The organism is Desulfothermus okinawensis JCM 13304, from assembly GCF_054654515.1.
Genome location: NZ_BAAIEW010000003.1, coordinates 111,560 through 133,937, shown reverse-complemented (window position 1 = coordinate 133,937; position 22,378 = coordinate 111,560). Strand labels below are relative to the sequence as shown.

At 34.4% G+C, this 22,378-nt stretch carries 20 protein-coding genes and 2 pseudogenes; 4 read left to right on the top strand and 18 right to left on the bottom strand.

What is annotated here, in order from left to right:
• Positions 1 to 508 precede the first annotated feature (508 nt).
• Together ACYQ0O_RS02460 and ACYQ0O_RS02455 are read left to right on the top strand one after the other, a co-directional pair.
• On the top strand, positions 509 to 2,416 hold the full coding sequence (locus ACYQ0O_RS02460) for a DNA/RNA helicase domain-containing protein (RefSeq protein WP_459890298.1): 1,908 nt from the start codon (positions 509 to 511) through the stop codon (positions 2,414 to 2,416).
• Between the two features lie 63 nt (positions 2,417 to 2,479).
• Entirely contained in the window at positions 2,480 to 3,247 is a 768-nt protein-coding gene (locus tag ACYQ0O_RS02455; RefSeq protein ID WP_459890296.1) for a DUF3800 domain-containing protein, read from the top strand.
• Between the two features lie 789 nt (positions 3,248 to 4,036).
• Here the strand turns inward: ACYQ0O_RS02455 and ACYQ0O_RS02450 are convergent.
• The 10 genes from ACYQ0O_RS02450 to ACYQ0O_RS02405 form a co-directional block, all read right to left on the bottom strand.
• Positions 4,037 to 4,228, bottom strand: a complete 192-nt coding sequence (locus tag ACYQ0O_RS02450; RefSeq protein WP_075068519.1) for a hypothetical protein — start codon at positions 4,226 to 4,228, stop codon at positions 4,037 to 4,039.
• A gap of 13 nt (positions 4,229 to 4,241) precedes the next feature.
• A complete protein-coding gene (locus ACYQ0O_RS02445; protein WP_459890294.1) occupies positions 4,242 to 4,622 on the bottom strand; it encodes a hypothetical protein in 381 nt (126 codons plus the stop codon).
• Between the two features lie 86 nt (positions 4,623 to 4,708).
• Positions 4,709 to 5,023, bottom strand: a complete 315-nt coding sequence (locus ACYQ0O_RS02440) for a hypothetical protein (protein WP_459890292.1) — start codon at positions 5,021 to 5,023, stop codon at positions 4,709 to 4,711.
• Complete coding sequence (locus ACYQ0O_RS02435) at positions 5,016 to 7,592, bottom strand: toprim domain-containing protein (RefSeq protein WP_459890290.1); 2,577 nt, start codon at positions 7,590 to 7,592, stop codon at positions 5,016 to 5,018. Before ACYQ0O_RS02435 ends, ACYQ0O_RS02440 begins: the two co-directional genes overlap by 8 nt.
• 492 nt (positions 7,593 to 8,084) lie before the next feature.
• Complete coding sequence (locus ACYQ0O_RS02430) at positions 8,085 to 8,282, bottom strand: hypothetical protein (RefSeq protein WP_459890288.1); 198 nt, start codon at positions 8,280 to 8,282, stop codon at positions 8,085 to 8,087.
• A gap of 109 nt (positions 8,283 to 8,391) precedes the next feature.
• Positions 8,392 to 9,708, bottom strand: coding sequence for a hypothetical protein (locus tag ACYQ0O_RS02425; RefSeq protein ID WP_459890286.1), 1,317 nt, complete (start codon positions 9,706 to 9,708; stop codon positions 8,392 to 8,394).
• Positions 9,709 to 9,820: 112 nt separating this feature from the next.
• Positions 9,821 to 10,852, bottom strand: a complete 1,032-nt coding sequence (locus ACYQ0O_RS02420) for a tyrosine-type recombinase/integrase (RefSeq protein ID WP_459890284.1) — start codon at positions 10,850 to 10,852, stop codon at positions 9,821 to 9,823.
• 527 nt (positions 10,853 to 11,379) lie between these two features.
• Complete coding sequence (locus tag ACYQ0O_RS02415; protein ID WP_459890282.1) at positions 11,380 to 12,489, bottom strand: metallophosphoesterase; 1,110 nt, start codon at positions 12,487 to 12,489, stop codon at positions 11,380 to 11,382.
• The gene (locus ACYQ0O_RS02410) at positions 12,486 to 13,472 is read right to left on the bottom strand and encodes a radical SAM protein (protein WP_459890280.1); all 987 of its coding nucleotides are present in this window, start codon (positions 13,470 to 13,472) and stop codon (positions 12,486 to 12,488) included. The genes ACYQ0O_RS02415 and ACYQ0O_RS02410 overlap by 4 nt, the downstream gene beginning before the upstream one ends.
• Complete coding sequence (locus ACYQ0O_RS02405; RefSeq protein WP_459890278.1) at positions 13,459 to 16,308, bottom strand: PAS domain S-box protein; 2,850 nt, start codon at positions 16,306 to 16,308, stop codon at positions 13,459 to 13,461. The genes ACYQ0O_RS02410 and ACYQ0O_RS02405 overlap by 14 nt, the downstream gene beginning before the upstream one ends.
• Positions 16,309 to 16,824: 516 nt before the next feature.
• On the opposite strand from ACYQ0O_RS02405, the gene ACYQ0O_RS02400 reads away from it, so the two are divergent.
• Positions 16,825 to 17,232 (top strand): threonyl-tRNA synthetase editing domain-containing protein, encoded by a 408-nt coding sequence (locus ACYQ0O_RS02400; RefSeq protein WP_459890276.1) that lies wholly within the window; start codon positions 16,825 to 16,827, stop codon positions 17,230 to 17,232.
• A gap of 57 nt (positions 17,233 to 17,289) precedes the next feature.
• Positions 17,290 to 17,712: a secondary thiamine-phosphate synthase enzyme YjbQ gene (locus ACYQ0O_RS02395; protein ID WP_162506843.1), complete on the top strand. Its 423-nt coding sequence runs from the start codon at positions 17,290 to 17,292 to the stop codon at positions 17,710 to 17,712.
• A gap of 76 nt (positions 17,713 to 17,788) precedes the next feature.
• Here the strand turns inward: ACYQ0O_RS02395 and ACYQ0O_RS02390 are convergent, their stop codons facing one another.
• The 8 genes and pseudogenes from ACYQ0O_RS02390 to ACYQ0O_RS02355 all read right to left on the bottom strand — a co-directional run.
• Entirely contained in the window at positions 17,789 to 18,769 is a 981-nt protein-coding gene (locus ACYQ0O_RS02390; protein WP_459890274.1) for a M20/M25/M40 family metallo-hydrolase, read from the bottom strand.
• Positions 18,736 to 19,197 (bottom strand): GNAT family N-acetyltransferase, encoded by a 462-nt coding sequence (locus tag ACYQ0O_RS02385; protein ID WP_459890272.1) that lies wholly within the window; start codon positions 19,195 to 19,197, stop codon positions 18,736 to 18,738. Before ACYQ0O_RS02385 ends, ACYQ0O_RS02390 begins: the two co-directional genes overlap by 34 nt.
• 21 nt (positions 19,198 to 19,218) lie before the next feature.
• Positions 19,219 to 19,533 carry a hypothetical protein gene (locus ACYQ0O_RS02380; RefSeq protein ID WP_459890270.1) on the bottom strand — a complete coding sequence of 105 codons (315 nt, stop codon included), beginning with the start codon at positions 19,531 to 19,533 and terminating at the stop codon, positions 19,219 to 19,221.
• A gap of 5 nt (positions 19,534 to 19,538) precedes the next feature.
• On the bottom strand, positions 19,539 to 20,561 hold the full coding sequence (locus ACYQ0O_RS02375) for a uroporphyrinogen decarboxylase/cobalamine-independent methonine synthase family protein (RefSeq protein ID WP_459890268.1): 1,023 nt from the start codon (positions 20,559 to 20,561) through the stop codon (positions 19,539 to 19,541).
• 50 nt (positions 20,562 to 20,611) lie between these two features.
• Entirely contained in the window at positions 20,612 to 20,797 is a 186-nt protein-coding gene (locus ACYQ0O_RS02370) for a MarR family transcriptional regulator (RefSeq protein ID WP_459890266.1), read from the bottom strand.
• 18 nt (positions 20,798 to 20,815) lie between these two features.
• Positions 20,816 to 21,310: a rubrerythrin family protein gene (locus ACYQ0O_RS02365; protein WP_459890264.1), complete on the bottom strand. Its 495-nt coding sequence runs from the start codon at positions 21,308 to 21,310 to the stop codon at positions 20,816 to 20,818.
• Between the two features lie 27 nt (positions 21,311 to 21,337).
• A pseudogene (rd, locus tag ACYQ0O_RS02360) lies at positions 21,338 to 21,490 on the bottom strand (rubredoxin); the annotation flags it as partial.
• A gap of 102 nt (positions 21,491 to 21,592) precedes the next feature.
• Positions 21,593 to 22,378, bottom strand: a pseudogene (locus ACYQ0O_RS02355) (flavin reductase); the annotation flags it as partial.

The following is a 22,378-nucleotide window of genomic DNA, read 5'->3' as shown; positions in this document are numbered from 1 at the left end:
AATACCTTTTAAAGTTTTTCCTCTCCCTCCTCAAACTGTCCTCTTGTGGAGATCATTGGTCCTAATTTAAAGGGGGTGCCTTATTGTCAAAATGAAATTTGACGAAAATTTTACAAAACAAACTGTATATTATTCCAGTTATAAAAAACTAAAGACAATAGGGAGTAGGCTAAACTAGTACCTTTTTAAGGTTGACCTGCCTGAAACAGTATATTGTAATAAGTATCTAAAAGGATGTAGGATAAAAATAGAGAGAGATGGGTAACTTGAAGAGATAGATTTAGGAGAATCTCCAGGTTTAGTTGATATTTTTCATGTAATGATATCGTGCGGCATATACAAAATACATATTAAAAAGTCTAATTTTGGAACAAGTAATCTTTAGGGAATACGTTTATATGTTGTTTCAACATTAAAGAGGGAACTTCGCTACACAACTCTCCGATTCGCTCTGCTAACCTCAAATATCCGAAAAACTGTAGGTGCAAACTCAAGGAGTATAGCAAAAATGAATTGTATTTACATTGATAAAATTAAAAAATTTACGAACGCAGACTACAGAGTTGTATTAAATCAATTCAAGGATAATTTTAAACAAGTCTACGGTGAATATCCCGATATTAAGCAACAAAAAGCATGGGAGTCTTCAGTAAAATATTTGCAGAATACTTTAAATGATACTGAAATTTACAATCTAACTATTGCTTTTGAGTATAGATTGCCGTTTAGCAATGAAAGAATAGACCTTTTGATGTTTGGAAAATATGAAAAAGACAGACCTAAAGTTGTCATTTTTGAGTTAAAAGGATGGAAATATGCTGAAAAAACAAAAACTGCTTTTATTGTTAAAAGCGACATTAATGAAACAGTCCATCCAGAATATCAAGTTGAAAACTACGTTGGGAAAATAAAATTTTCCCATTCAGAATCTGAACACTTTGACATAATTCCCGCAGTCTTAATGTATAACGCCACTCCAGACTCAATCAATTTAGATTTTGAAAGAGTTATATGTTTTTATAAGAATGATACGCAACAAGTTAGGGATTTTATTCTATCTATTTTTAAATCACCTTTAGATGAACAGCTTATTTATGATTTTTTAAATGGTGAATATAAACAATCAAAAAAATTATTTGATGCGATAAAAAAACATTTTGAGGAAATAAAAAATCAGAGCTATTTAACCTTGGCAGAAAAGGGATGGGGATTATCCATAGAGCAATTAAAACTCATAGAAGAGATAGTTAATGACCTTAAATCTGGTAAAGAAGGTATAGTTTATCTTATACAGGGTGTTCCAGGGTCTGGTAAAACTTTAGTTGCAATTCATCTTATGCTATCTTCCCTTGCTAAAGGATATCAAACATTGCTTTCCTATCGTAATAATAGATTGATAAATTCAATTAGAAATATTTTTGATTCAATTAAACGGGGACTAAGTAACCCAATTAAATTTTATTCAGTTGGCCCCAGAGCAAATTATATAGGAGTGGCCGAAAAAAACTTCCGAGGACAAAAGTTAGACATTGTTATTTATGATGAAGCACAAAGAATGACAAAAGAAAATATCCATTATGCTTTAAAAAGGGGTAAAATAACTGTTCTCTTTTACGATGAAGGTCAAATACTGAATGCGGACGAGGAGGGTTACACAGATAACTTTAAAGATGAGTCACGAAAACAAGGAAAGACTATAAAAGAGCGATTTTTAAGAGGGTTTTATAGAGTGGAAGGAGGAGAGCAGTATCATAATTTTGTAGAAGCCTTGTTGAATAATCCAGCAAATATTTCTATAGAACTTATAAATCCCTGGAAAGGGAAGTACGATTTTATAGTATTTGAAAGCATTGAGGAACTACTCTCTGCATTGGAAGCAAAAAGAGACATCGGATTTAAGGTGGCTCTAATTGCAGCATTTACGGAATCTCCAGGAGATTTTAAAAATAATACTTCTATTAAAAATTTAAGAATAGGTTATCCTTTATATTCTGGATTTAACTGTTATCAAAATTTTGGCAAAAAAATATATTGGCTTATGGATCCTAAAAAAGACTATGTTCCTTTCTGGGTAAAGGGAGAATCGAACAGACTTGAAAAGTGTGCATCCATATATGGTTGCCAGGGATTTGAAACGGATTTTGCAGGAATTGTTTGGGGAAGAGATTTTATATATTGTAATGGGAAATGGGAAATTGGGAAAAATTGCGAGGATAATATCGGTAAGCCCAGTTTAAAAGTTGTACTCTCCCAAGCAAAAAAAGAAGATACTGTGGCGAAAAAGCAGGCCTTGAAACTGTTAATAAACCGCTATAGGATTTTCTTAACTCGAGGGATAAAAGGTACCTACATATTTTGTGAAGATGTAGAAACTGCAATTTTTTTAAGAAGGATTTATAAGGAGTTCATAACCTAACAAGCCCCATATGTCAGAAAAGATGTCGTTTGTACTGGTTTCAAGATGAGAGGAAATTAGTTTATGAAAAAATTATACTCTATTTTAGACGAACTTAATGTACGTGGAAGAGTGCTTATTTTTGGTGATGATACTGATATTCATGGTCAACCTAATCCAGATATTGTTGAAAATTTAAGTATATACTGTGGTATTCTAATAGATTCAGAAGATTATAGTCAAATAGATATAAGTAAAAAATTAACTAAATTAGGAGTTTCCGAATTTCACTCTACAGAAGTAGTAAATCCTAATAGAAAGTCTCAATGGAATAAAGTAAGTTATGAAGATAGAATAGATATTTTTGAGTATATGAATCAATTATTAATAAAATTTGTTAAAGTTTTTTATTTTGTTTATATACCGGATTCGGACTATGCAAAAATAATAAATAAAGCAAAACAAGAAAATAAAATTGATAAAATTCCTAAAAATAAAAAAAAGGGGTTAAAAATAGTTTTTATTAATAGTTTAATAGAGCGATTATACAAAGAAAAAATACCATCAGCAATTTTATTTATTGATAAAGATAAAAATGATAAAAAAGAATTAACATTTTACAATGATTCTCTTAACATTGACTTTTTGGTGGGAGGCTCTCCTATAGAAGCGAACTCTTCCTTGATTTGCGGACTACAGTTAGCTGATCTTGCAGCTTATTTGGTTAGTCGTTTTGTAGGGATATCAAAATTAAGAATAGAGGGAGATAATGCTAATTGTTTTGATGAGATAATAACAAAAACATTAGCAACTCTATTTGAGATGGAGAAAAGATATATCATGCTTTTATAATTGGCAAATCTTTTTTGAGAAATAGGATGGAGTAGGTATGAAGTTACTGTAATGTATTGCTTAGGGCAAATTTAAACAAAAATTAAGGTCTAAGGAAAGGGTTGTGAACAAACACTTTTTTATTAACGTTTTTATAAAATATTTCAGGGGAAAAAGATAATCCAAATAATACATTTGTGTTCTCCTCCAATAGTGTATTGGACAAGTTATAAGTTGCTTTTTGGATCCTACCTTCTAAATTGAGATGCGGTCCAAACTGGGTCAATTTACAATGAAAATTACATCACTCACTATTTTTTATTTTATTTCAAGACACGTAGGAAAATGGGTCCTTCTTAGATGATGGTTGGATACGGCACAACGTGGCGCATAGTTCGGGCGCTTTTGCAATTAAATTTGATAGCACTAAATGTAAATATTGCGATATTTCCATTTCCATTCCAAATTTCAAAAATATATGCAGGGATAGCTCGGGCTAGTGGCGACCCCTGTCCTTTTCAACATAGGAAGGACCCACATATTGAATTTTTCTTGAATAGCTTTGCATAATGAAAAAAATCAGCATGTCTAATTTTTGTCTAATAGCGTCTACTTTTTCTTGGACAATTTTGCATTTTTGTTGAATAAACGTTGCATAATAAAAGAGCCAGGACATAGAGGAGAACTTTTAAGGGGATACCTACTAAGTGTCTATGTGGAAAAGAAAAAATTTTGGGAATTAAAAAAGCGCCCACAAGGGCGCCCAACTCATCTTATTGCTTGGGAATATGATTCAGTATAGTTATTGAGTTATCTCATATCTTCATCTTGGGAGCTTCTCTCATTCTCCAATACCACAATTTTAGGGAGCTTTTTAAATGATTTTGAAAAATATACAGTGCCAGTAATAGATCCGTCTGGACTAAATATCTTGAACCTGTGAAAGCGTTTAGTGTCTGATTCGTATATTATCTTGGCCTTTAAATCGTCTATTTTCCCCATACATTCCCCCTTTTTACTGAGATTTTTTAATATTTAATTCCTCATCAACAAATTGACAAACATCAACCACATTTTTGCTTAACTCGGATATTTTGTTTTGTATGGACTCCAACACCATTGGCTTGATGTCATCAGCGCAATCAAGTAAATACTCAAGGGCGAAAATTGCCTCCTGAAGGTCTCTAGGCTTGTCAGTATTAGATTTAAGAACCAAAAAAGCATCCCCCTCCTCAATTGCCCTCTCAAGAGCAAGATAATTACCCACATGATTAGCCACATCGTCCAGGTGATACTTCAAAAGCCCAAGCATGTCCTTTAGATCCTTTTTTAGTTCCTCTAGGTCGTTTTGTTTGATTGTTTCTTTTGTTGTGGGACTTAAATCTTCTCTTAGCATACTTTAAACCTCCTCTTAAATGCTTCACAGTTGCATTTTTTCGACTTTTAAAAACCTAACCCATAATAAACATCATGTTTTCGTTTTCATGTGTTAGTAGCGTTTTTTGCGTCCAATGATTTTAATGAGTTACAAGATGCACCAAGGCCAAAACCACCCCTTTTTGGACGTCCTCCTATACGGATTATTTTGTTAGATGGGTTCAAGATCACAGAGTGTCTTGGCAGTTTAAAAAACCATCCTGTCTTTTTGCCTTTTAAAAATTCTGTCTTATATGGCTCAAGGCCCCTACTTATAAGGACCTTTGCCACTCTGGGAGATGCTGTGTAAATCTCAGCCTCTCCATCGTTCTCATTAAAAATAATAATTGTTTCCTGTTCGTATTTATCCATTCTATTCATTACAATTTGCCTCCTCTTTGGATATACGATAGACAACCAGGCTTTCATCCGCTGGTGGATTGCAGTTTTCACATATCCAATTACCAACTGTACTTAGCCACCATTTATACTTCTTACACGAGAAACAAGGTTGTTGAGGTGGGTTAGTTATTTTTTGTTTGTCTTTTATATCCAGAGAAAGGATTTTCTTGTCACTGTTGTCACTCTTGTCATTTTTAAATAATTTTAGAGAGTTATGTTGTGACAAGAGAAAATTTTTCTTGTCACAATACTTATCACTCTTGTCACAGATATTGGTTATCTCAATAATCCTTTTATTTTGGGTTCTTGCTTTTTGTTTTATGTCTATTCCTAGTGACCTTAAGAATTTTGTTATTCTAGGTAGTTTTCTCCCTAAAGAATTAGCATTTTTTGGCCAACCTTTTTGCCTGATTATCTTTTCTCCCACTAATTCTTCTAATTCATTTAACAACTCACTTACGGTCCCCTCCCATCTCTCTTTTCCTTTAAACCACTTAAGAATAGCGTTACCTACAAAGTCAGCTTCCACTGATTTTTGAATTATCTCACACCTGTTATTATTGTATGCCTTTAAAAATTCACCTTCTTCCCAGGGTAATGCAGGTTCAGCAGCAACTACCCATAAAGCAAAGTCAGCCATCCTTGGTTTGCTATCTAACTTTACATGTGGTTTGTTTCTTAGGGCCATGACAACTGCATCAAGCAATCCCCCCAGGATATCAGGCCTAACTTTTTCAAACTCTGAGTTGAACGCGTCCTCTTCTTTTCGTTTTTCATCTTCTAGAGACGGCAAATTGATAAAGATGGCTCTACTGGCTAAATCGTGTCTTGATATTAATTCATTGATGCCATTTATTATTTGTGGCCTACAGGGATTAAAAATCACTTCTTCATAATTACTGTAAAGTTTCCTGGTAGAAAATCCTTCTCCAGTAGCTACTCTACACATACTGTCTGAAAGCCATGGGGGGATAGAAGATAAATTGGTGAGTCCTACTATCCAAGAATTATGGGCTGTTATAATAAAGTCCTCCTCGTTCTTAGGTTTGCTCCTCATATTGGCTTTGTTTGGATCAATAAGCATTCGTAACATTTTACACAAAGTGCTTTTTCCAGAGTCATGTTCTCCATGAACTGCCAAAATAGGATAACAACCTTTAGGACTAAATGAAAAAACTAACCAGGATACTACTAATATCCAGTCCTCCTCTGTTCCAATGTTAAGGAAAGGTCTTAATTTCCTTATATCTCCATTCTGAGTTGGTTTAGGTAGGGGCAACATCCCCCTAGGACGTCTAAAGGTTACAGGGGGACTTTGAACAATGCGCCAATCCTCTTTCGTTATCTCAACTGCTTCCCATTTTTCATTTCCTAGGTCTAAATAAACTGCATTGTCTTTATAACCCACACGAATAAAGACTTCCCTTTCTTCTCCTTCAAAAAAAGCTCTTGCTTCTATAACATTAAGTATCTCAGATATTGCTTGGCTGTTAGCAACCTTTCCAGTTTTTTCATAAAATTCCCTCCCTAGCCATTGTTTAAATGCGAAAGATTTAATGGGCCAAACCTCGTAGTGATCATTAATAAAAATTTTGGCGTATCCTTCTTGGAGAGAATCGTGAAATACTTCTATTTTTTCAGTTAGTTGTTTAAGGATGTCTAATTGAGATGTGTTATTCCCCTTCCCTTTTCCTTTATATTTTCTAAAGAAAACCTCAGAATCTACCATGGGAAGGGGATCGGATAGGGGTTTAGTGGAGGGCCAATCAGCAGCGTCTTTTTTAGACCCCATCTCAAATCCTAAAGCTATTGGATCAACTATGCCCAGGACCTCAACGTAAATTGATTTAAGTTTGTTGTAGACATCTTGAGCATATTTAATGCCTGGCGTGTCTGCATCAGGCCAAATTATTACTTTCCTGCCTTCTAAAGGTTTCCAGTCAGCTTTTTTAGCTCCATTTGATCCTCCAAGAGAAGTGGTAGTAACGTATTTTTGCCCTAATAATTTTTGAGCAGCAGATGCCGATTTTTCCCCTTCGCAAATTACTATGACTGAGTTAATATTTTGGTAGATGTCTTTTAGTTTATAGAGCGGGCGGGAGCGTTTGGGTGCTCCCACTTTCCATTTTCCCCCTTCCTTGTTAAACCAAGGGATTACCTCTTTGTTACCATTTTTGTCTTCATATCTAACTACATAACCCAAAATGTTTCCATCTGCGCCTTCATATTTCCAATAATTAACAGCTACTTTACCTTTCCATTTATACGAAATGCCCAAAGGTAATGAAATATATTTCTTTTTGGAGTTATTAAACTTGCTGCTTGGCCATAAATCTAACTCCTTTAATCTATTAATTATTTGTCCTGAAGGACATCCTGCAAAGCAATGGACTAGTATTTTCCCATTTTCTTCTTTTATGCTTAAGGAAGGATCGGTGTCATCATGAACAGGGCAAAGACATAACCAACCGCTTTTATATTTTTTCGCTTTGCCTAGTTGTTGCGCTATATATTCAGCCGTTATTCTTTCCATTATACTCCTTTTCATATTTTTAAAGGTTTTTTCTTTATGACAAGAAGTGACAAGAGCGATTTTTTCTTGTCACAGTTCTTGTCACACATAACCCACCTAAATTACTTATAATGACAAGAATGACAGGAGTGACAAGAGATTTCTTACTCTTATATAATTGTGAATAGAAAATTATCCTTAATAGTCTTTTTACTGGTAAAGAAATTATACACTTCGGTATCAACTTTTTCTGTCACTCTTGTCATATAACAAACACAAAATAAATGCCCATTATGTGCTTTTTGGCTTGTTTTGATATCTTGCTATCTGATTTTTGCTATGCTAAAAAAAGTAAAGGGCTGTGGAGGTAGATAGGTCTCAACCCTCTATTTGAAAAAGAGGGTGACCCTACCTCTCTTGGCGTATAAAAATAGATGCGCCATAGCCTTATGTGTTCCCTTTACCCCCTGGGGGCGGCAACCTGGTAGGGGGCAAAAGGATTCGGGGCCTCTGTAAAGGGGGCCTCTTTTATTTATTACGTCCTTTTCTTTCTTCCACCATTTTTTCCCATTCTTGAAGATCAATAAAAAGTGCACCTCCTATCTTAGAAAATAATTGAGGATAGCGCCCAGTATGACGCCAAATATACAACGTTCCTGGTTTTATAGGAAAATCTTTTGGAAGTTGAGATATTCTCACATAACGTCTAGTTACTTTCTCTTCCATTTATAATTCCTCCTTTTTCATTTTTCGTTAGCTTTAATTCTATTTAAAATTCCTATATTATCTATTTGAAAAAGGGGGTTGTCCCGAAAAAGGGCATTTTTCAGAAACCTTAACTAGAACGTAACCAATTAAAAATAGTTCTAGAGGTGTAAGGCTTAGATTTCCCTTTAAGACCCGTAAGTCCAAGTTTTAAGATTAGATTGGATTTTTTTGGCTCCTTGTTTTTTTTCATAGACTCATTTAAATCAGCCATAGCTAAAACCAATTCCTCATATATTTCCTCCGCCAATTGATAGTTTGTAACATTTGGATTTTGTTCTCTTTTTTTCGCTGCATATTTTAAAATTTTCTCTTTATCCTCTTGATTTTTAGGTCTGTATTTTGCGTAGAGGGCTGAAATTTTTTGGTGAGCATGCAGAGAGATAAAGGGAATCTTGTCTCCTAAAACTATAAGACAAAGCTCTCCAATCTTAATACTCAGTTTTGAAAGTTCTTCAGAATATATGGTTAGCAATGTGGGGTCATCAAGGGGATTGTGTAATCCAGAATCTTTTATGAAATCTTTAATCCTAGATTGATATTGTTTTTTATAGTGGTCAAAATAAGCTAGCTCGTGACCAACACAATCTACTTCTCCTTTAGAAATTAATGTATTAACAAATAAAAGATGGTTTACCAGCACATCAAATAAATAAATTATAGCCCACCATACTCTTTCAAATTCCCATGGAATCCACGGGGATCTTTCAGCAATGGTAGGAATTTCTGATTCTTCTTCTAACGTATCCAGTGGGGTAATCTTAATATTACCATAGTTCATATTCCAAAAATAAAGATCCCCAGGCTTTGAGTGTTTCAAAATGCCAAGGTTTGATCCAAAAAACGAAAAATCGCTAATTAAAGGCATATCTATACCAGGAGTGGCATATTTTTGAATTGTGTCTTGTATTTTTTTCGGTTTAAAACAATAATCGTTGAGTACAAAACAACAAGTATCCCAGTATATTTTACTGAATATAAAATTATTCAAGTATCCCTTTTGAACAGCCTTTTTGTCTTCGTTACATACGCAATGATCTTTCCTTACAACACTAATCAACACTTCTGTAAATAAGTTAAATAAAAGATCCATTATTGCACCAATTTTTTTGTTTAGAGATGAAAAAAAATCAATTTCACCTAATAATATTTGACGAACAGCTATAAGGTAGATTGACATCTCATCCCAATTGCATTTCCTAATAGGGAACACTGGTAATAAGTATACTCCAGTCATGTATCCTTGTAATGTATTAGGCCAATCATTAGGCAAGTTTTGTTTGAGTAATTGAAGAAACTGTCGTGTATTTTCTTCAAAGACTTGATCATCAACTGGAAGTGGTTGGTCTTTAAGCCAATCAATGAATTTTTGTTCAATAGCAGTCATAATGCCCTCCCCTAGGCCCCCATATTTAGAGCGGGAGAAGGCCAGGTGGGGATTCCTGACTTTTCGGGCCGCGGCACCCTATCTCCCGCAAGAATTAATTGATACCCATCAATTACTCCATATTTTGTATTTTTATTATTTTGTTTGAGGAGGATCTTATAAGTTCTGCTGCTTTTTCCGCAGCTTCTCTTAAAGCAGCTGGCGAGAGATGAGCATAACGTTGAGTAGTTTTTAAATCTTTATGTGTTAGCAATTTTGATACTACTTCCACTGGCACTCCTTTAGATACCAGAGTAGAGGCAAAGTGATGTCTTAAATCATGAAAACGGAAATAATCTGGTAATTCTGCTGCTTTTTTAATCCTTAACCATGGCCCTTTAAAATCCTTCCTCATTTCCCCATTCTTCCCTGGAAATACATACTCTGAGACTACACACAATTCTTTAAGAACCTTAAGAGCCTCTGAGGAAACAGGGATGGTAACGGTTTTCCCTCCCTTAGGTCCTTTTATTGTGATAAGTTTCTTGGTAAAATCTATATCCTCCCACTTTAGTCTAAAAAGTTCACTTCTTCTAAGGCCAGTGAGCATAGCAAATCTTACAAAACATGCGGACTCCCTACATGGCCAATTATCCAGAGTCCTTAATAATCTGTCTTGTTCTTCGGGAGTTAAATAACGCACTACTTCATTATCAACTTTAGGTAGAGTTATTTTTGAGACTGGATTCTCTCCGTGATACATTCCCCATTTTATAGCAAGATTATAAAGCCTTCTTATAATTATCAAAATATGTTTAATTGTGGCGGGTTTAAAGTAATCTCCCCTTCTAGTCTTTGTTTTATGGAGTTCTATTCTTAATTTTTCTAGATCAAAAGGGGTAATATTATCTAAGCGTTTTGAACCAAATTTAGGCTGAATATGAGCCTTATAATAATAAGCATCTGTCCGCCAAGACTTTTTCTTTTCTTTTGCATAGGGAAGATATTTTGCCCATACTTCATCTAAGGAGGGGATTTGCTTAGGCTTTTCTATATTTAATTCGCCTCTAATGAGATCAGCCTTGAGAGCTACTTCTATTTCTCGGGCAAGTGCAAGACTATTCACAATACGAGATATCCGTTTCCCTGAATGCTTAATCTCCACTCTATATTTCTTCCCTTGATAAGGGAATGTGTATCCGCATTTTTTACAGGATCTTGCCCTTAATGAGTTCCTGTTTTTGCATTTTGGACAGTGGAGGTATATAGGCATCTATTATCCTTTTTTTAAACATTGGATAAAATTCATAGGCTATTTGGTGCGCCCAAAGTGCGCCCAAAAATTTAAAATTAGCCTAATTCCTGTAAAAAACTATTAAAGGGTAATTACCCAAAAATCTTTGTTTTGTAAAGAGTTATCAAAAAGGGTTAATACTGATAAAAATGTAAATTTATGGACTTCTAATCCGTAGGTCGGGGGTTCGAATCCTCCCGGGCGCGTAAATAAAACGAAATAATTAAGGTCACTTAGAGAGAGTCTCTAGGTGGCCTTTTTCTTTTAGGTTTTCAGATTTGTCACCTATTAGTCACCTTTTGCGAAAATAGGGTGGAAACTTTGGAGAGTTTCTCGCGAACCACCATTTTTAATTGATTAGGCTGAACTCCTTTTATATTGTTTCAGACAAATCAACACTAAAAAGGTGTTGCCCTTGGCTTTATTTCAACTATAACTGCCTCATTTTCTGTAAGTATCCTCATTGGTGGGCCCCATGTGCCAAAACCCATGCTAACAATTAGATTTGTTTCATTTTGAGAGTATTTGCCATATATAAATGGGTAGAAAAGTTTTACAAGATAGTTAAAGGGATATATCTGGCCTTTGTGAGTATGGCCACCTAATTGCAAATCTATCCCATTTTTTGATGAGAATTCTTTAAATCCCCATGGTCTGTGGGAGATAAGGATGTTAAATTTGTCTTTGGATATTAAATGAGATATTTTATTTAACCAGGAATTAAGCTGTTTTTTAGAATATTTTCCATGCCCTGCAGGATCATCTACTCCTATTAAGCTTATATTGTCTAATAGATAGTTTGTGTTATTTAATAAAATTATGTTGTTTTCGTTTAAAAATCTTTTTATTTCACTAATATCATTGGTGTAATGTTCATGATTTCCAAAAACAAAAAATACATAATGACCTTTAAATAGGCCAAAGATTTTTCTTATATCTTTTTTGATAAATTTAAGATTTGACTCAAATATATCCCTACCTAAAATAATAATATCAGGAGATTCTGTTTTTATCATCTTTGATAGGTTTTTAATAATCCTGTCGCAATTCGTTATAACATGGATATGCATATCAGATAAAAATAGGATCTTATATTCTCTATTTATTTTGGAGGATGAAATGAAGTATTTAGTTGTTTTGATATTGGTTGTATTTATATAAGCATAAAATGTTATGGATATGCATAATATATTGCATAATATGAAAAGAAATTTCATTAAATTAGGTGAGTTTATTGCCAGTTTTATTAAAATGAGAGTGCATGAAAACAGAAATAAATAGAAGATAAAGCCTATCCATATATATGCCAATAACCAAAGAGGACGTATTATTTGTAAATATATGTAATCATCTAAAAAGCGCAGGATAAATGGAAGCAGACCAATTAAAAGTATTAAACTTAGTTTTTTATATCTTGGAAATATAGTGGAAAGTAAATAATATGGGGCAAGGTGCATTAAAGCATACACCAAGATTACAGTTAAGAAAAATAGGAGATAGCCTTTCATGGTTGATGATAAAATTCTGGTGGATTTAGCTCTAAAAAATTAATCTTTTTCTCTTTTTTCAAGAAATCTCTGATCTCTAAACATAGGTGACACTTATTTAAATAAAACTCCCTTTTATTTGTGAAACCAAAATCTCTTTTTGCAAGATCGTATAGCCCCTTTATTCCCCTTTTATGAAGTATATTTAACAATGGGTATTTTTGTTCATTTATTGGATTTAAAATATCCTCTATTTTTATGGCAAGACCACTGCATAGACCTGGAATGTAATTTCCATATAGGTCAATGTGAAAGTGTGATGTATTCTCAAGTTCTAGATTACAAGGTTTAGATTTTAGTATTTCATTAAGTGGTCTTTTAGGAAGGATTTTATCTAAAAAATCGATGGCCCGTCCCCCTGGATGTATCCAATATCTATTTACAATATATTTTTTGTAATTCTCACCAAATATTTTTTCATACTCCTCTAATGTGTGGGTGGAATTTATATCTAATCTAGTTATATGCGGTACAAAATCATAACTCCATGGCAAGATAGAGAAACTGAGGCTTTTTGCTAAATTCATTACATTTATAACCTTAGAAAATGGTATGTATTCATTGTGAAAAGGAGATATGGAGATAAGAAGTCCTTTTAATCCTGCTTTTTTTAATTTTATCAAGATTGACTTCGCAGAGTCTTCATATTTATACCATGAGGAATTAGTCTCAACATATTCAATAAAAAGTCCATGCCTTAGAATTATCTTAACTGATTCAGCCAATTTTTCATGTCTTAAAAAGGGCTCTCCTCCACCAATGTGTAGTATTGGGTTTTGTTTTTTTAAAATAATCTCACAAAGATATTTAATGGTGTTTGAATCAATATAGTTTTTTAGTAGTATAGGGGAACACCGATATAGGCAATGTCTGCATTTTGATGTGCAAAAATAGTTAGTGATTATTCCACCTGAGTTAAGGGGTGGGATCTTAAATGAGTTCATTTGCCAGTGTTATTAGTTTTTCCAGTTGAAATGGTTTTTGAATAGCTGCCTTAAATCCATATTGTTGATAATTTGCGACTACAGGGTCGTCTCCATAGCCACTTGTTATAACGCACTTTGCATCCTTGTCTATTTTTAAAATCTCTGTAACTGTTTCCTTTCCACCCATTCCACCAGGGATAGTTAAATCCATTATAACAAGATCATATGGATCACCCCTTTTGTGTGCATCTTTGTATTTATCTATTGCTTCTTGTCCAGTTGAAGCCACATCCACAGATAATCCATACATGCTGAGTGCTTCCTTAACAATATCCTGTAGCATCTGTTCATCATCTAAAAAAAGGATTTTCCCTTGTTTGGCTGAATTTTTTACTCTATCATCTGGCTCTTTTAATTTTGGCCTTTTCTCCTTTGTGGCTGGAAGATATATGATGAATTTGGTTCCAACTCCCTTTTTAGAATTAACTATTATAGTTCCCCCATGCTTTTTTATAATGGAAAATGAAGCGGTAAGCCCAAGCCCAGTACCAGTTGGCTTTGTGGTAAAAAATGGATCAAATATTCTGTCTAAAGCATCTTCATCTATTCCAGGACCAGTGTCTTTTATCTCCACAAATACATATTCTCCTTTACGTAGGCCTGGGATTTGGTCTTCTTCTATTTTTTTGTTTGATAGGGATATTTCCAATGTACCACCTTGTTCCATGGCCTGCTTGGCATTGATTATGATGTTAGATAGTGCCCTCTCTAGTTGTGAGATATCTCCCATAACTGACCAAATTTCTCCTGGGAATTTATATATAGGCTTGACCTTACTTCCACTTAGGTCAAATTCAGTAATTGATTTTAAAAATTTTCTGAGATCAATGAGTTCTTTCAGAGGTTCCCATCCTTTGGTGAGAGATAGAAGTTGATTTGTTATCCTCTGTGCCCTATCAAGGACCTCTTCTGCCTTTGTGAGATTTTCATAACTGGGATGAGATGGCTCTAATTTACCCTTTGCAAGATTTATCTGACCAAAGATTCCAGTAAGCAGGTTGTTAAAATCATGAGCAATTCCACCAGCCAAGGTGCCAATACTTTCTAATTTTTCCAGCTTAAACAACTCTTGTCTATGCTTTTCTATCTCTGTTAAGTCCTGGACTATCCCCACACCTCCAACTATCTGGTTTTTGTCATCTTTAATTCCTTTAAAGATGCCTCTGACATACGCAGTTCTTACCCCTAACACAGACGCATATTCCCCTTCATAGATTCCTATTCCTTTTTCTAGAGAATCTAAAATTGCCTGAAGAACTCCCTTGTTTTTGAGATTGGCCTTCATATTAAAGCCAATGAGATTTTCCCTTTTAGTACCAATACCTTTTGCAAACGATTCATTACATTCAGTTATTGTGGTATCTTTGTCATAGACTATTAATCCAAGTGGAGCTTGGTCAAAAATGGCCCTATATTTTTCTTCACTCTGGATTAGTTTCTCCTTTAACTTGCTAAAATATGTAATATCCTGACCAACTAGAACTCCATTTTTAGTTGATTTATCAAGCTCTCCAGTTGCGAATATTTCCTTTACAAGCTTTGATTTGGGCCCTCGAAATTTGAAATTTAGAATAACAAACTCTCCCTGGGCTAATTTTTTTAATTGATTTTTCACATTCTGTTTATCCTCAGGAAGGACAATTTTAAGTAATAGGTCTCTGGTAATTTTTATCCCTGGTTCTAGCTCAAACAAAGAATATGCAATACTATTAGCAAATACCAAGTTACCATTATTGTCAAATTCAGATATTGCAATCTTTGCTATATCACACGCCCTTTCTATCAATTGCTGCTGCTTTTTAATTCTTTGATTTTTTCTGTATTCCTCTGATACATCTCTAAATATAAGCACACATCCTATTATATAATTATTGTTGTCAACTATTGGTGCAGCTGAATCAGCAATATGATATGTTTTGCCATTTTTTGAGATAAGTAGTGTATGATTTGCGAGGCCCTGAACCTTGCCTGTTTCAAAGACCTTTTTTACTGGATCTTTTGCAGGTTTCAATGTAATTCCATTAACTATATTAAAAACTTCTTTTAAATCTCTTCCAATGGCATCTTCTAATTTCCATTCTGTTAATTGTTCAGCAACAGAATTCATAAGGGTAATTTTGCCCTGGAAATCTGTTACTATTAAGGCATCACCTATGGAATGTAAAATAATCTCCAATTTTTCATTTAGGTCATTTAATTCCTTTGTCTTCTCAGTTACTTTCTTTTGCAAAAGAAAGTTCCATACAAAAAATCCAATCGTTACGGTCAATAATATTAATATTGGAATAGTAAATTTTTTTATATCAATTAGTTGTGTACCCTGCCATTCTTTTAATATATTATTTTTTTCTTTTTCAGTTATTTTAGAAAATCCAAGATTAATCAACTCAATAAGTTCTTTGTTTCCTTTTTTAACCCCTGCAACCACCTCTTGAGAATATATTGGATTTGTTGAGACCTTAAATTGATTCCCCTTTTTATTTTGCGATAAAAAGAATAGGCCTACTGGTTTATCCATTATGAATACTTTAATATCATTATTAAATGCTGCTTTAAATAAATCATCAACACTATCAAATAGAGTTATAGTATATTCAGGATGTTTTTGTTTTACAAATTCATATGCAAAGTCACCTTTTACAATCCCAATATTAAAACCAGCCAGTGAGTCCAAATCTTTTATACCATATATATCTTTGTGAAAAAATACGCTTGTATCAATTTTTAGATATGGTTTTGAAAAATCATAATATTTTGTCCGCTCTTTGCTGTAGAAAAAAACCACATATAACATAATTGTCCCTTTGTTTAACTAAGGAAAGGGCCTTGTTCCATGGCATTAGGTCAAATTTCACCTTTACATTGTTTTTTTTTGACCATAAAATCTATAGATCAACAAATATGCCTTTAGGCTCTTTGTTTGCATCTAAAAAAATAAAAGGGGCATATGACTTACTTCCAACTACATGGATCTCTTTTGGTGGGGCTGCATAAAGTGTTGCTGTAAAAAACAAAAGGAATAACAAGAAAACCAGTTTGTTTTTCATGAACGTAATATACAGGATTGTGAACCTATAAGTCAATAATAGTATGAATAAAATTTTAATGTGAACATGTTGAAACGTTTGCATGTTTGAAGATTGTTATTGGTGATTTGTGAACTGTGGTCCTATATTTATACTGTTTCAGACAAATTTAGACAAAAATTTTAAAATACACTTTTTAAGCGTCGACTAATTATTTATAAGTTCAAAACCTGGATAAAAGGTAATTTATTTTAAAAATGACTTAATAAATTGGAGCATAAAAAATGCGGCTTCTTCTATGGTATTGTGATGTATTTGCATGGAATCCTTCAATTAAAACCATTGAACAGGCAGGTCAGGCCAAAGCAGAAACATATGAAAAAGTAGTGGTTGCTTTTATACATGTTGAACCCCAGGATGTTAAACCAGGTAGCTCAGCAGAGACCAAGCTAGTTAAAAATGTGAAATGGCTTGCACGCAAATGGAATACAAAGAGGATTGTACTCCATTCTTTTTCACATTTAGGGGAGGAAAAGGCAGAGCCAGATTTGGCAAAAAAACTTTTTGATAATGCACTTAAAAGATTAAATAATGCAGGATATGAAGCAGTTATGTCTCCTTATGGATATTTTAATGACTTAGAGATTAAGGCACCAGGTGATCCATTGGCAAGAATTTATAAGAGTTTTTAATATCCACTGTAAGTATTTTTTATTAGCTAATTTGATACTCAACCAGGGGAAGGAAAAATGAATTTATATTTCAGTGATTTTTCCATAAGAATGGAAAGAGGAATTGATATAAAAGACATAACCCAGATACTTAAAGATACAGTATCTAAATCAAATATCAAAGATGGGGTATTGCATGTTACCTCAATAGGCTCAACTGGCTCCATAACCACCATTGAATATGAGCCTGGGGTGGTAGAGGACTTAAAAAGAGCAATAAATGAAATAGCTCCTCCAGATAGATTTTATGAACATGAGAAAACATGGCATGATGGAAATGGCCACAGTCATGTCCAAGCTGCCATAATTGGTCCTTCTATATCCCTTAGTATCAGAAATGGAAAGCTGATCCTTGGTACATGGCAACAGGTAGTACTTATTAACCATGACATACATCCAAGGGACAGAAAAATAACTGTTACTATTCTTGGATCAAATTAAAAAACTGGCCACCAGGGACAGTTAGCGTAAAAAAAACAGAAGGGTATCTAGCCAATCCTAGTAAATTTGACGCTAATCAAGTTATAGGCTCCTCGCTCAAATGGACCAATGTGTGTGCTGCCTTTTTTACATCATCTATTTTAACTTTTTCTCTCATAGTGTGACAATCATCCAATGAGCCAGGCCCCCAAACTACCACATCAAATCTTTCTTTCAAGTTCAAACTATCTGTCCAAGACTTCATCTCAGTATAAGCAACAGGCAATTGTGCGTGTTTTATCGCACTTTCCAAATAATGGACCACTTCTTTACTAATATAACCAGTAAAATAGTTGTCTACTTGATAGTTACATAGCTCCTCTAAAAATTTTATTTTCTCTAGATAATCAGAACCATCTTCTCCTGGTCCAATAAATACTTCAAAATCAATTTGACAATTATGGGGAATCACATATTCATCTGAACCACCTCTTATCTTTAAGGGATTGATATTTAAGCCTAGCCCCTTGAGACGATTATATATGTCCAGGGCCTTTTCTATAGCATTAATTCCACTTTCAGACATGGCACCATGGGCAGGTTTTCCCTGAACATCTACAAAGAGTTCAAAACTACCCCAATGTTTAGATGCAATTTTAAGGTCAGTTGGCTCCATTACAACTGCGTATTTCCCTAGGTTCCAATTCCTGACAAATTCCTTAGATCCAGAGCCGTCTTCCTCTTCATCACAAAAAAAAGCAAGGGTGTAGCTTAAATTATTTTCAGCTGCAAGCAACATAGCAGCAACACTTGCCTTTGCATCGCAAACCCCAGTCCCATATGCATAAGTTCCATCATGGAAAAATTTCTTTTTAACAGGAACAGTATCCATATGGGTTGCCACTATGAGATCTGAATCAGCTTTAGTGGCCACATAATTTGTACCTTCAACTACTTTATATCCTAAGTTGGTTAAATAATCCTTGACAAATTTTTTAATCTCATCTTCCTGTTTACTGGGGGACTCAATTTCAACCAGTCTTTTCAAGAGTCCAACAATTTTATCATTCTTAGCCATTTTCCCCTTTCCCCGGCCCTTTCAAAGCCACATTTTTCATAAAACTTTATTGATTTATAATTTTTCCGACCAACCCAGAGTTCAGCAAGACGCCTTCCACGTCTTTTTCCATAAGCTAGACATTCCATTAGAAGCTTGTAACCAATATCTTTTTCCCTAAACTTAGGAAGCACAAAAATTTCATGGATCTCCAAAATTTTTTCCCCATCTACACCAAGCCAATTGGTATCCGCTCCAGCAAAACCAGCAATCTCATTATTATCTTCAGCAAGAATAAATCCATCTTTGTCCCTGTGATACAGCCACTTAAAGTAATTTTCCACCTCTTCCCTTGTTGTGTACTTATAATTGGCCATATCCCAATAAGCTTCAATATAGGCTTCAATAAAACTATCTATATCGTCCAATCTTACCTTCCTTATCAACATGGCTTATATTTTATAGAAAAATTAACTAATTACAAGTAGTCCTTTACCTGTTTGATGATAACAAATTGTAATTAACCTTCTGACAACAGATATAACTTCCTTTACTTCCTTTAACTTTAGACTCAAACTTCCTTCAAATAAAATTATGCCAACAGACAACGAGATAAATGGGTATAAAAAATTCCCAAAAAAGGTGTCTGCATTAAAAAGTTTGTAGATAGGACCTATTAAAATGCCAAATAAGAGTAAAAATAAAATTGCAGGTAGTTTAATCCTCCAGGCAATCCATTGAAGGATGAAACAAGAAAAAATAAGGATGGAAAATAAGAGTTCCATACCCATCAAGTCAATTTATATTCTTCTTTTAAATCCTGTGCCAGTCTTTTAAGTAGTAAAAACGCCTTTTCAACAGTCTTTTCTTTGTCCTCATTTACCAGACAACATGTAGCAGGAGACAACATACTTTTTGAAATAAGCTCATCTCTATCAATTCCAGATTTTAACACAGAATTCCAGATATCCATTAAAAGTTTTTTTAAAGTGTCTAAGGTCTCCTTTTCAAAGGGCTCAAAATTTGTGGGAACTATCCCCCAAACTATAGTCCCTCCCCTATCTAAAAAACTTTTAATGGATTTTCCATATAGGGGTATTACTTTTTGGTTGGTGTATATATCAATGGACGCAATATCCATATCAAAACCAAACAAAAAGTCCCAGTCTGGATTACCACAAAGATGTATTCCCCTGGGCCTATTAATTTGAGAAAGAAAACTCTCTATATCCTGTTTTGCAAATACGTCACTGTAACCAGAAAGTGCACTAAATAGAAACTGTAGTCCTGGTTCATCTATAAACATAAATGCATTTTTATTTTTTTGTTTTAGCCTCTCTAGTTGTACATTTACCCTTTTAGCCATAAATTCATATAAAAAAGGCCTTACTTCGTCATCAAATAAAATTGGCCTATCATTTTCATCTACAATATTAAATCCAAAACTTATTGGACCTTCCATTTGTCCTCTTATTGCAGGATATTGACTCAAATCTTTTTTCAAAAACTTTGGATAGACTACGGAATATTTACTGGAAATATCAAAGATATCCTCATTTTCATAATTTTCTATTATATTTGGTAGCTCTTCGTAAAACTTATCTTTGGAAAACCTGATTGTCCTATTCTGTGTATCAAGGATAATCCCTGGGAAATTTTCAGACGCCTGTACATACATGTCCTCATAAAAATTATATAGGGGAAGTTGGGGCCAGAAGGGAACATCTAAAGACATGGCCAATTCAAGGGCCCTATCAACGTCTGTATGGGGCATAACCCCCATTGCAGTGGTATATAACTTTCCCAAATCCATAATAGTTGTCCTTATATATAGAAGGGGCAGGGTATATCCCTGCCCTTTATTTAAGATTCTTTTGGTGCATAGTAACACCTTTTTGGAGATATAACGACGCCCTTTTCCCTTAATTTTTTAATTATTTTTGATACCTCTTTACTATCAATTCCAAGTTTTTTGGCTATATCTCCAGGCCTAACAGGCTTTCCTGCATCTTTCATTGCAGAAATGACCAATGCTTCCTTTTCTTCCATAACAACCTCCCTTTCCTTTTATTCTACCTTTTTAAATACCTTCTTTAAAGTATTGCACACAGGACACCTCTCAGGGGGCTCATTTTCACAGGTATAACCGCATACTGGGCATACATAGTAGTCAACATCTTCCTGACTATCCATATTTTTCAGGGCCTTTTCAAAAAGCTCAGCATGTACCTTCTCCACTGCATTTGCATATTCAAATGTCCTGATGGCCTGAGAGTTGCCCTCTTGTTTTGCCTCTTCAATCATTTTTGGATACATGGCCTTAAATTCATGGGTCTCGCCTTTAATTGCCTCTTCTAAATTTTCCTTTGTGGAATTAATCCCTCCCATTACCCTTAAGTGGGAATGGGCATGAACTGTCTCTGCCTCTGCTGCCGCACGAAATAGCTTTGCTATTTGAGGATACCCTTCTTTTTCGGCCTTGTTTGCAAATGCAAGATATCTCCTGTTTGCCTGGGACTCACCAGCAAATGCATCCATTAAATTTTTTAAAGTCTTTTCCATTACTACCTCCTCTTAATTGTTCTCTTATTAATTTTTTTCAAACTCTGATTTTGAGGCCCCACATATTGGACATGTCCAATCATCAGGAAGGTCCTCAAACTTTGTCCCTGGTTCTATTCCATTGTCTGGATCCCCTTTTTCTGGGTCATAAATATAACCACACACCTTGCAACTATACTTTGCGCTGGTCCCCTCAAATTTAGTTGACTGTTCCCTCCTATAGGTTGGGGCATTTTTAGGCTCCTTACCTTTTTTTATCTTGTGATAATAGTCATAAGTCATGGGGGTTCCTTGTTTTACCACATCTGATGCAACTACTTCGCCTACAAAGATTGTGTGTGTTCCAACGTCAAGGGAATCGACCAGTTTAGCTTCTATTACTGCTAATGCATTTTCTAAAATAACAGGGGCACCAGTTTTCCCTAATACATATTCAACACCACTTAATTTATCTATATCTCTGCCACATTGAAATCCAAATCTACCAATAAAGGGCAGAGGGGTATTTTGAGACAGTATTGAGACACTGAAAACACCACTGGCTTTTATGTATTCATGGGTTAAATTTTCTTTGTTTAAAGTAACTGAAATCTTAGGTGGGTTTGATGTAACCTGAATAACAGTATTGGCAATCTGTGCATTAAATTTACCATCTTTTACAGAACCAACAACATAAAGGCCATAACTTATGTTATATAGTGCTTTCTTATTAATCTGGCCAAGGTCAACTTGGCCTTCTCCACTAATGGACTCAGATATCCCTATCTGCCTTTTGAATTCCTCCACTCCAATCTCATTTATATACTTTCCAATACGACCTGGATTTTTAAGGTCTTTAAAATAGTCTATTATCCTTTTTACAAGCCCTAACGCTTCATCATCATTTAGGTTTTCAGCAAATAGATGTGCAATCCTGGGATTTCTACCTCCATTTCCTCCCACTACAACTTTCCATCCCTTCTTTGTCCCAATAAGACCAATATCCCTTATCCATGAATCAGCACAGGAATTTGGACATCCAGAGACACCAATTTTAAACTTAGCAGGTAGGTTGTACCCATGATACAT

What these genes read in the sequence shown, in the direction of transcription:
- ACYQ0O_RS02460 (WP_459890298.1), top strand. Translation starts at nt 509, where the DNA reads ATGAATTGTATTTACATTGATAAAATTAAAAAATTTACGAACGCAGAC.
- ACYQ0O_RS02455 (WP_459890296.1), top strand. Translation starts at nt 2,480, where the DNA reads ATGAAAAAATTATACTCTATTTTAGACGAACTTAATGTACGTGGAAGA.
- ACYQ0O_RS02450 (WP_075068519.1), bottom strand. Translation starts at nt 4,228, where the DNA reads ATGGGGAAAATAGACGATTTAAAGGCCAAGATAATATACGAATCAGAC.
- ACYQ0O_RS02445 (WP_459890294.1), bottom strand. Translation starts at nt 4,622, where the DNA reads ATGCTAAGAGAAGATTTAAGTCCCACAACAAAAGAAACAATCAAACAA.
- ACYQ0O_RS02440 (WP_459890292.1), bottom strand. Translation starts at nt 5,023, where the DNA reads ATGAATAGAATGGATAAATACGAACAGGAAACAATTATTATTTTTAAT.
- ACYQ0O_RS02435 (WP_459890290.1), bottom strand. Translation starts at nt 7,592, where the DNA reads ATGAAAAGGAGTATAATGGAAAGAATAACGGCTGAATATATAGCGCAA.
- ACYQ0O_RS02430 (WP_459890288.1), bottom strand. Translation starts at nt 8,282, where the DNA reads ATGGAAGAGAAAGTAACTAGACGTTATGTGAGAATATCTCAACTTCCA.
- ACYQ0O_RS02425 (WP_459890286.1), bottom strand. Translation starts at nt 9,708, where the DNA reads ATGACTGCTATTGAACAAAAATTCATTGATTGGCTTAAAGACCAACCA.
- ACYQ0O_RS02415 (WP_459890282.1), bottom strand. Translation starts at nt 12,489, where the DNA reads ATGAAAGGCTATCTCCTATTTTTCTTAACTGTAATCTTGGTGTATGCT.
- ACYQ0O_RS02410 (WP_459890280.1), bottom strand. Translation starts at nt 13,472, where the DNA reads ATGAACTCATTTAAGATCCCACCCCTTAACTCAGGTGGAATAATCACT.
- ACYQ0O_RS02405 (WP_459890278.1), bottom strand. Translation starts at nt 16,308, where the DNA reads ATGTTATATGTGGTTTTTTTCTACAGCAAAGAGCGGACAAAATATTAT.
- ACYQ0O_RS02400 (WP_459890276.1), top strand. Translation starts at nt 16,825, where the DNA reads ATGCGGCTTCTTCTATGGTATTGTGATGTATTTGCATGGAATCCTTCA.
- ACYQ0O_RS02395 (WP_162506843.1), top strand. Translation starts at nt 17,290, where the DNA reads ATGAATTTATATTTCAGTGATTTTTCCATAAGAATGGAAAGAGGAATT.
- ACYQ0O_RS02390 (WP_459890274.1), bottom strand. Translation starts at nt 18,769, where the DNA reads ATGGCTAAGAATGATAAAATTGTTGGACTCTTGAAAAGACTGGTTGAA.
- ACYQ0O_RS02385 (WP_459890272.1), bottom strand. Translation starts at nt 19,197, where the DNA reads ATGTTGATAAGGAAGGTAAGATTGGACGATATAGATAGTTTTATTGAA.
- ACYQ0O_RS02380 (WP_459890270.1), bottom strand. Translation starts at nt 19,533, where the DNA reads ATGGAACTCTTATTTTCCATCCTTATTTTTTCTTGTTTCATCCTTCAA.
- ACYQ0O_RS02375 (WP_459890268.1), bottom strand. Translation starts at nt 20,561, where the DNA reads ATGGATTTGGGAAAGTTATATACCACTGCAATGGGGGTTATGCCCCAT.
- ACYQ0O_RS02370 (WP_459890266.1), bottom strand. Translation starts at nt 20,797, where the DNA reads ATGGAAGAAAAGGAAGCATTGGTCATTTCTGCAATGAAAGATGCAGGA.
- ACYQ0O_RS02365 (WP_459890264.1), bottom strand. Translation starts at nt 21,310, where the DNA reads ATGGAAAAGACTTTAAAAAATTTAATGGATGCATTTGCTGGTGAGTCC.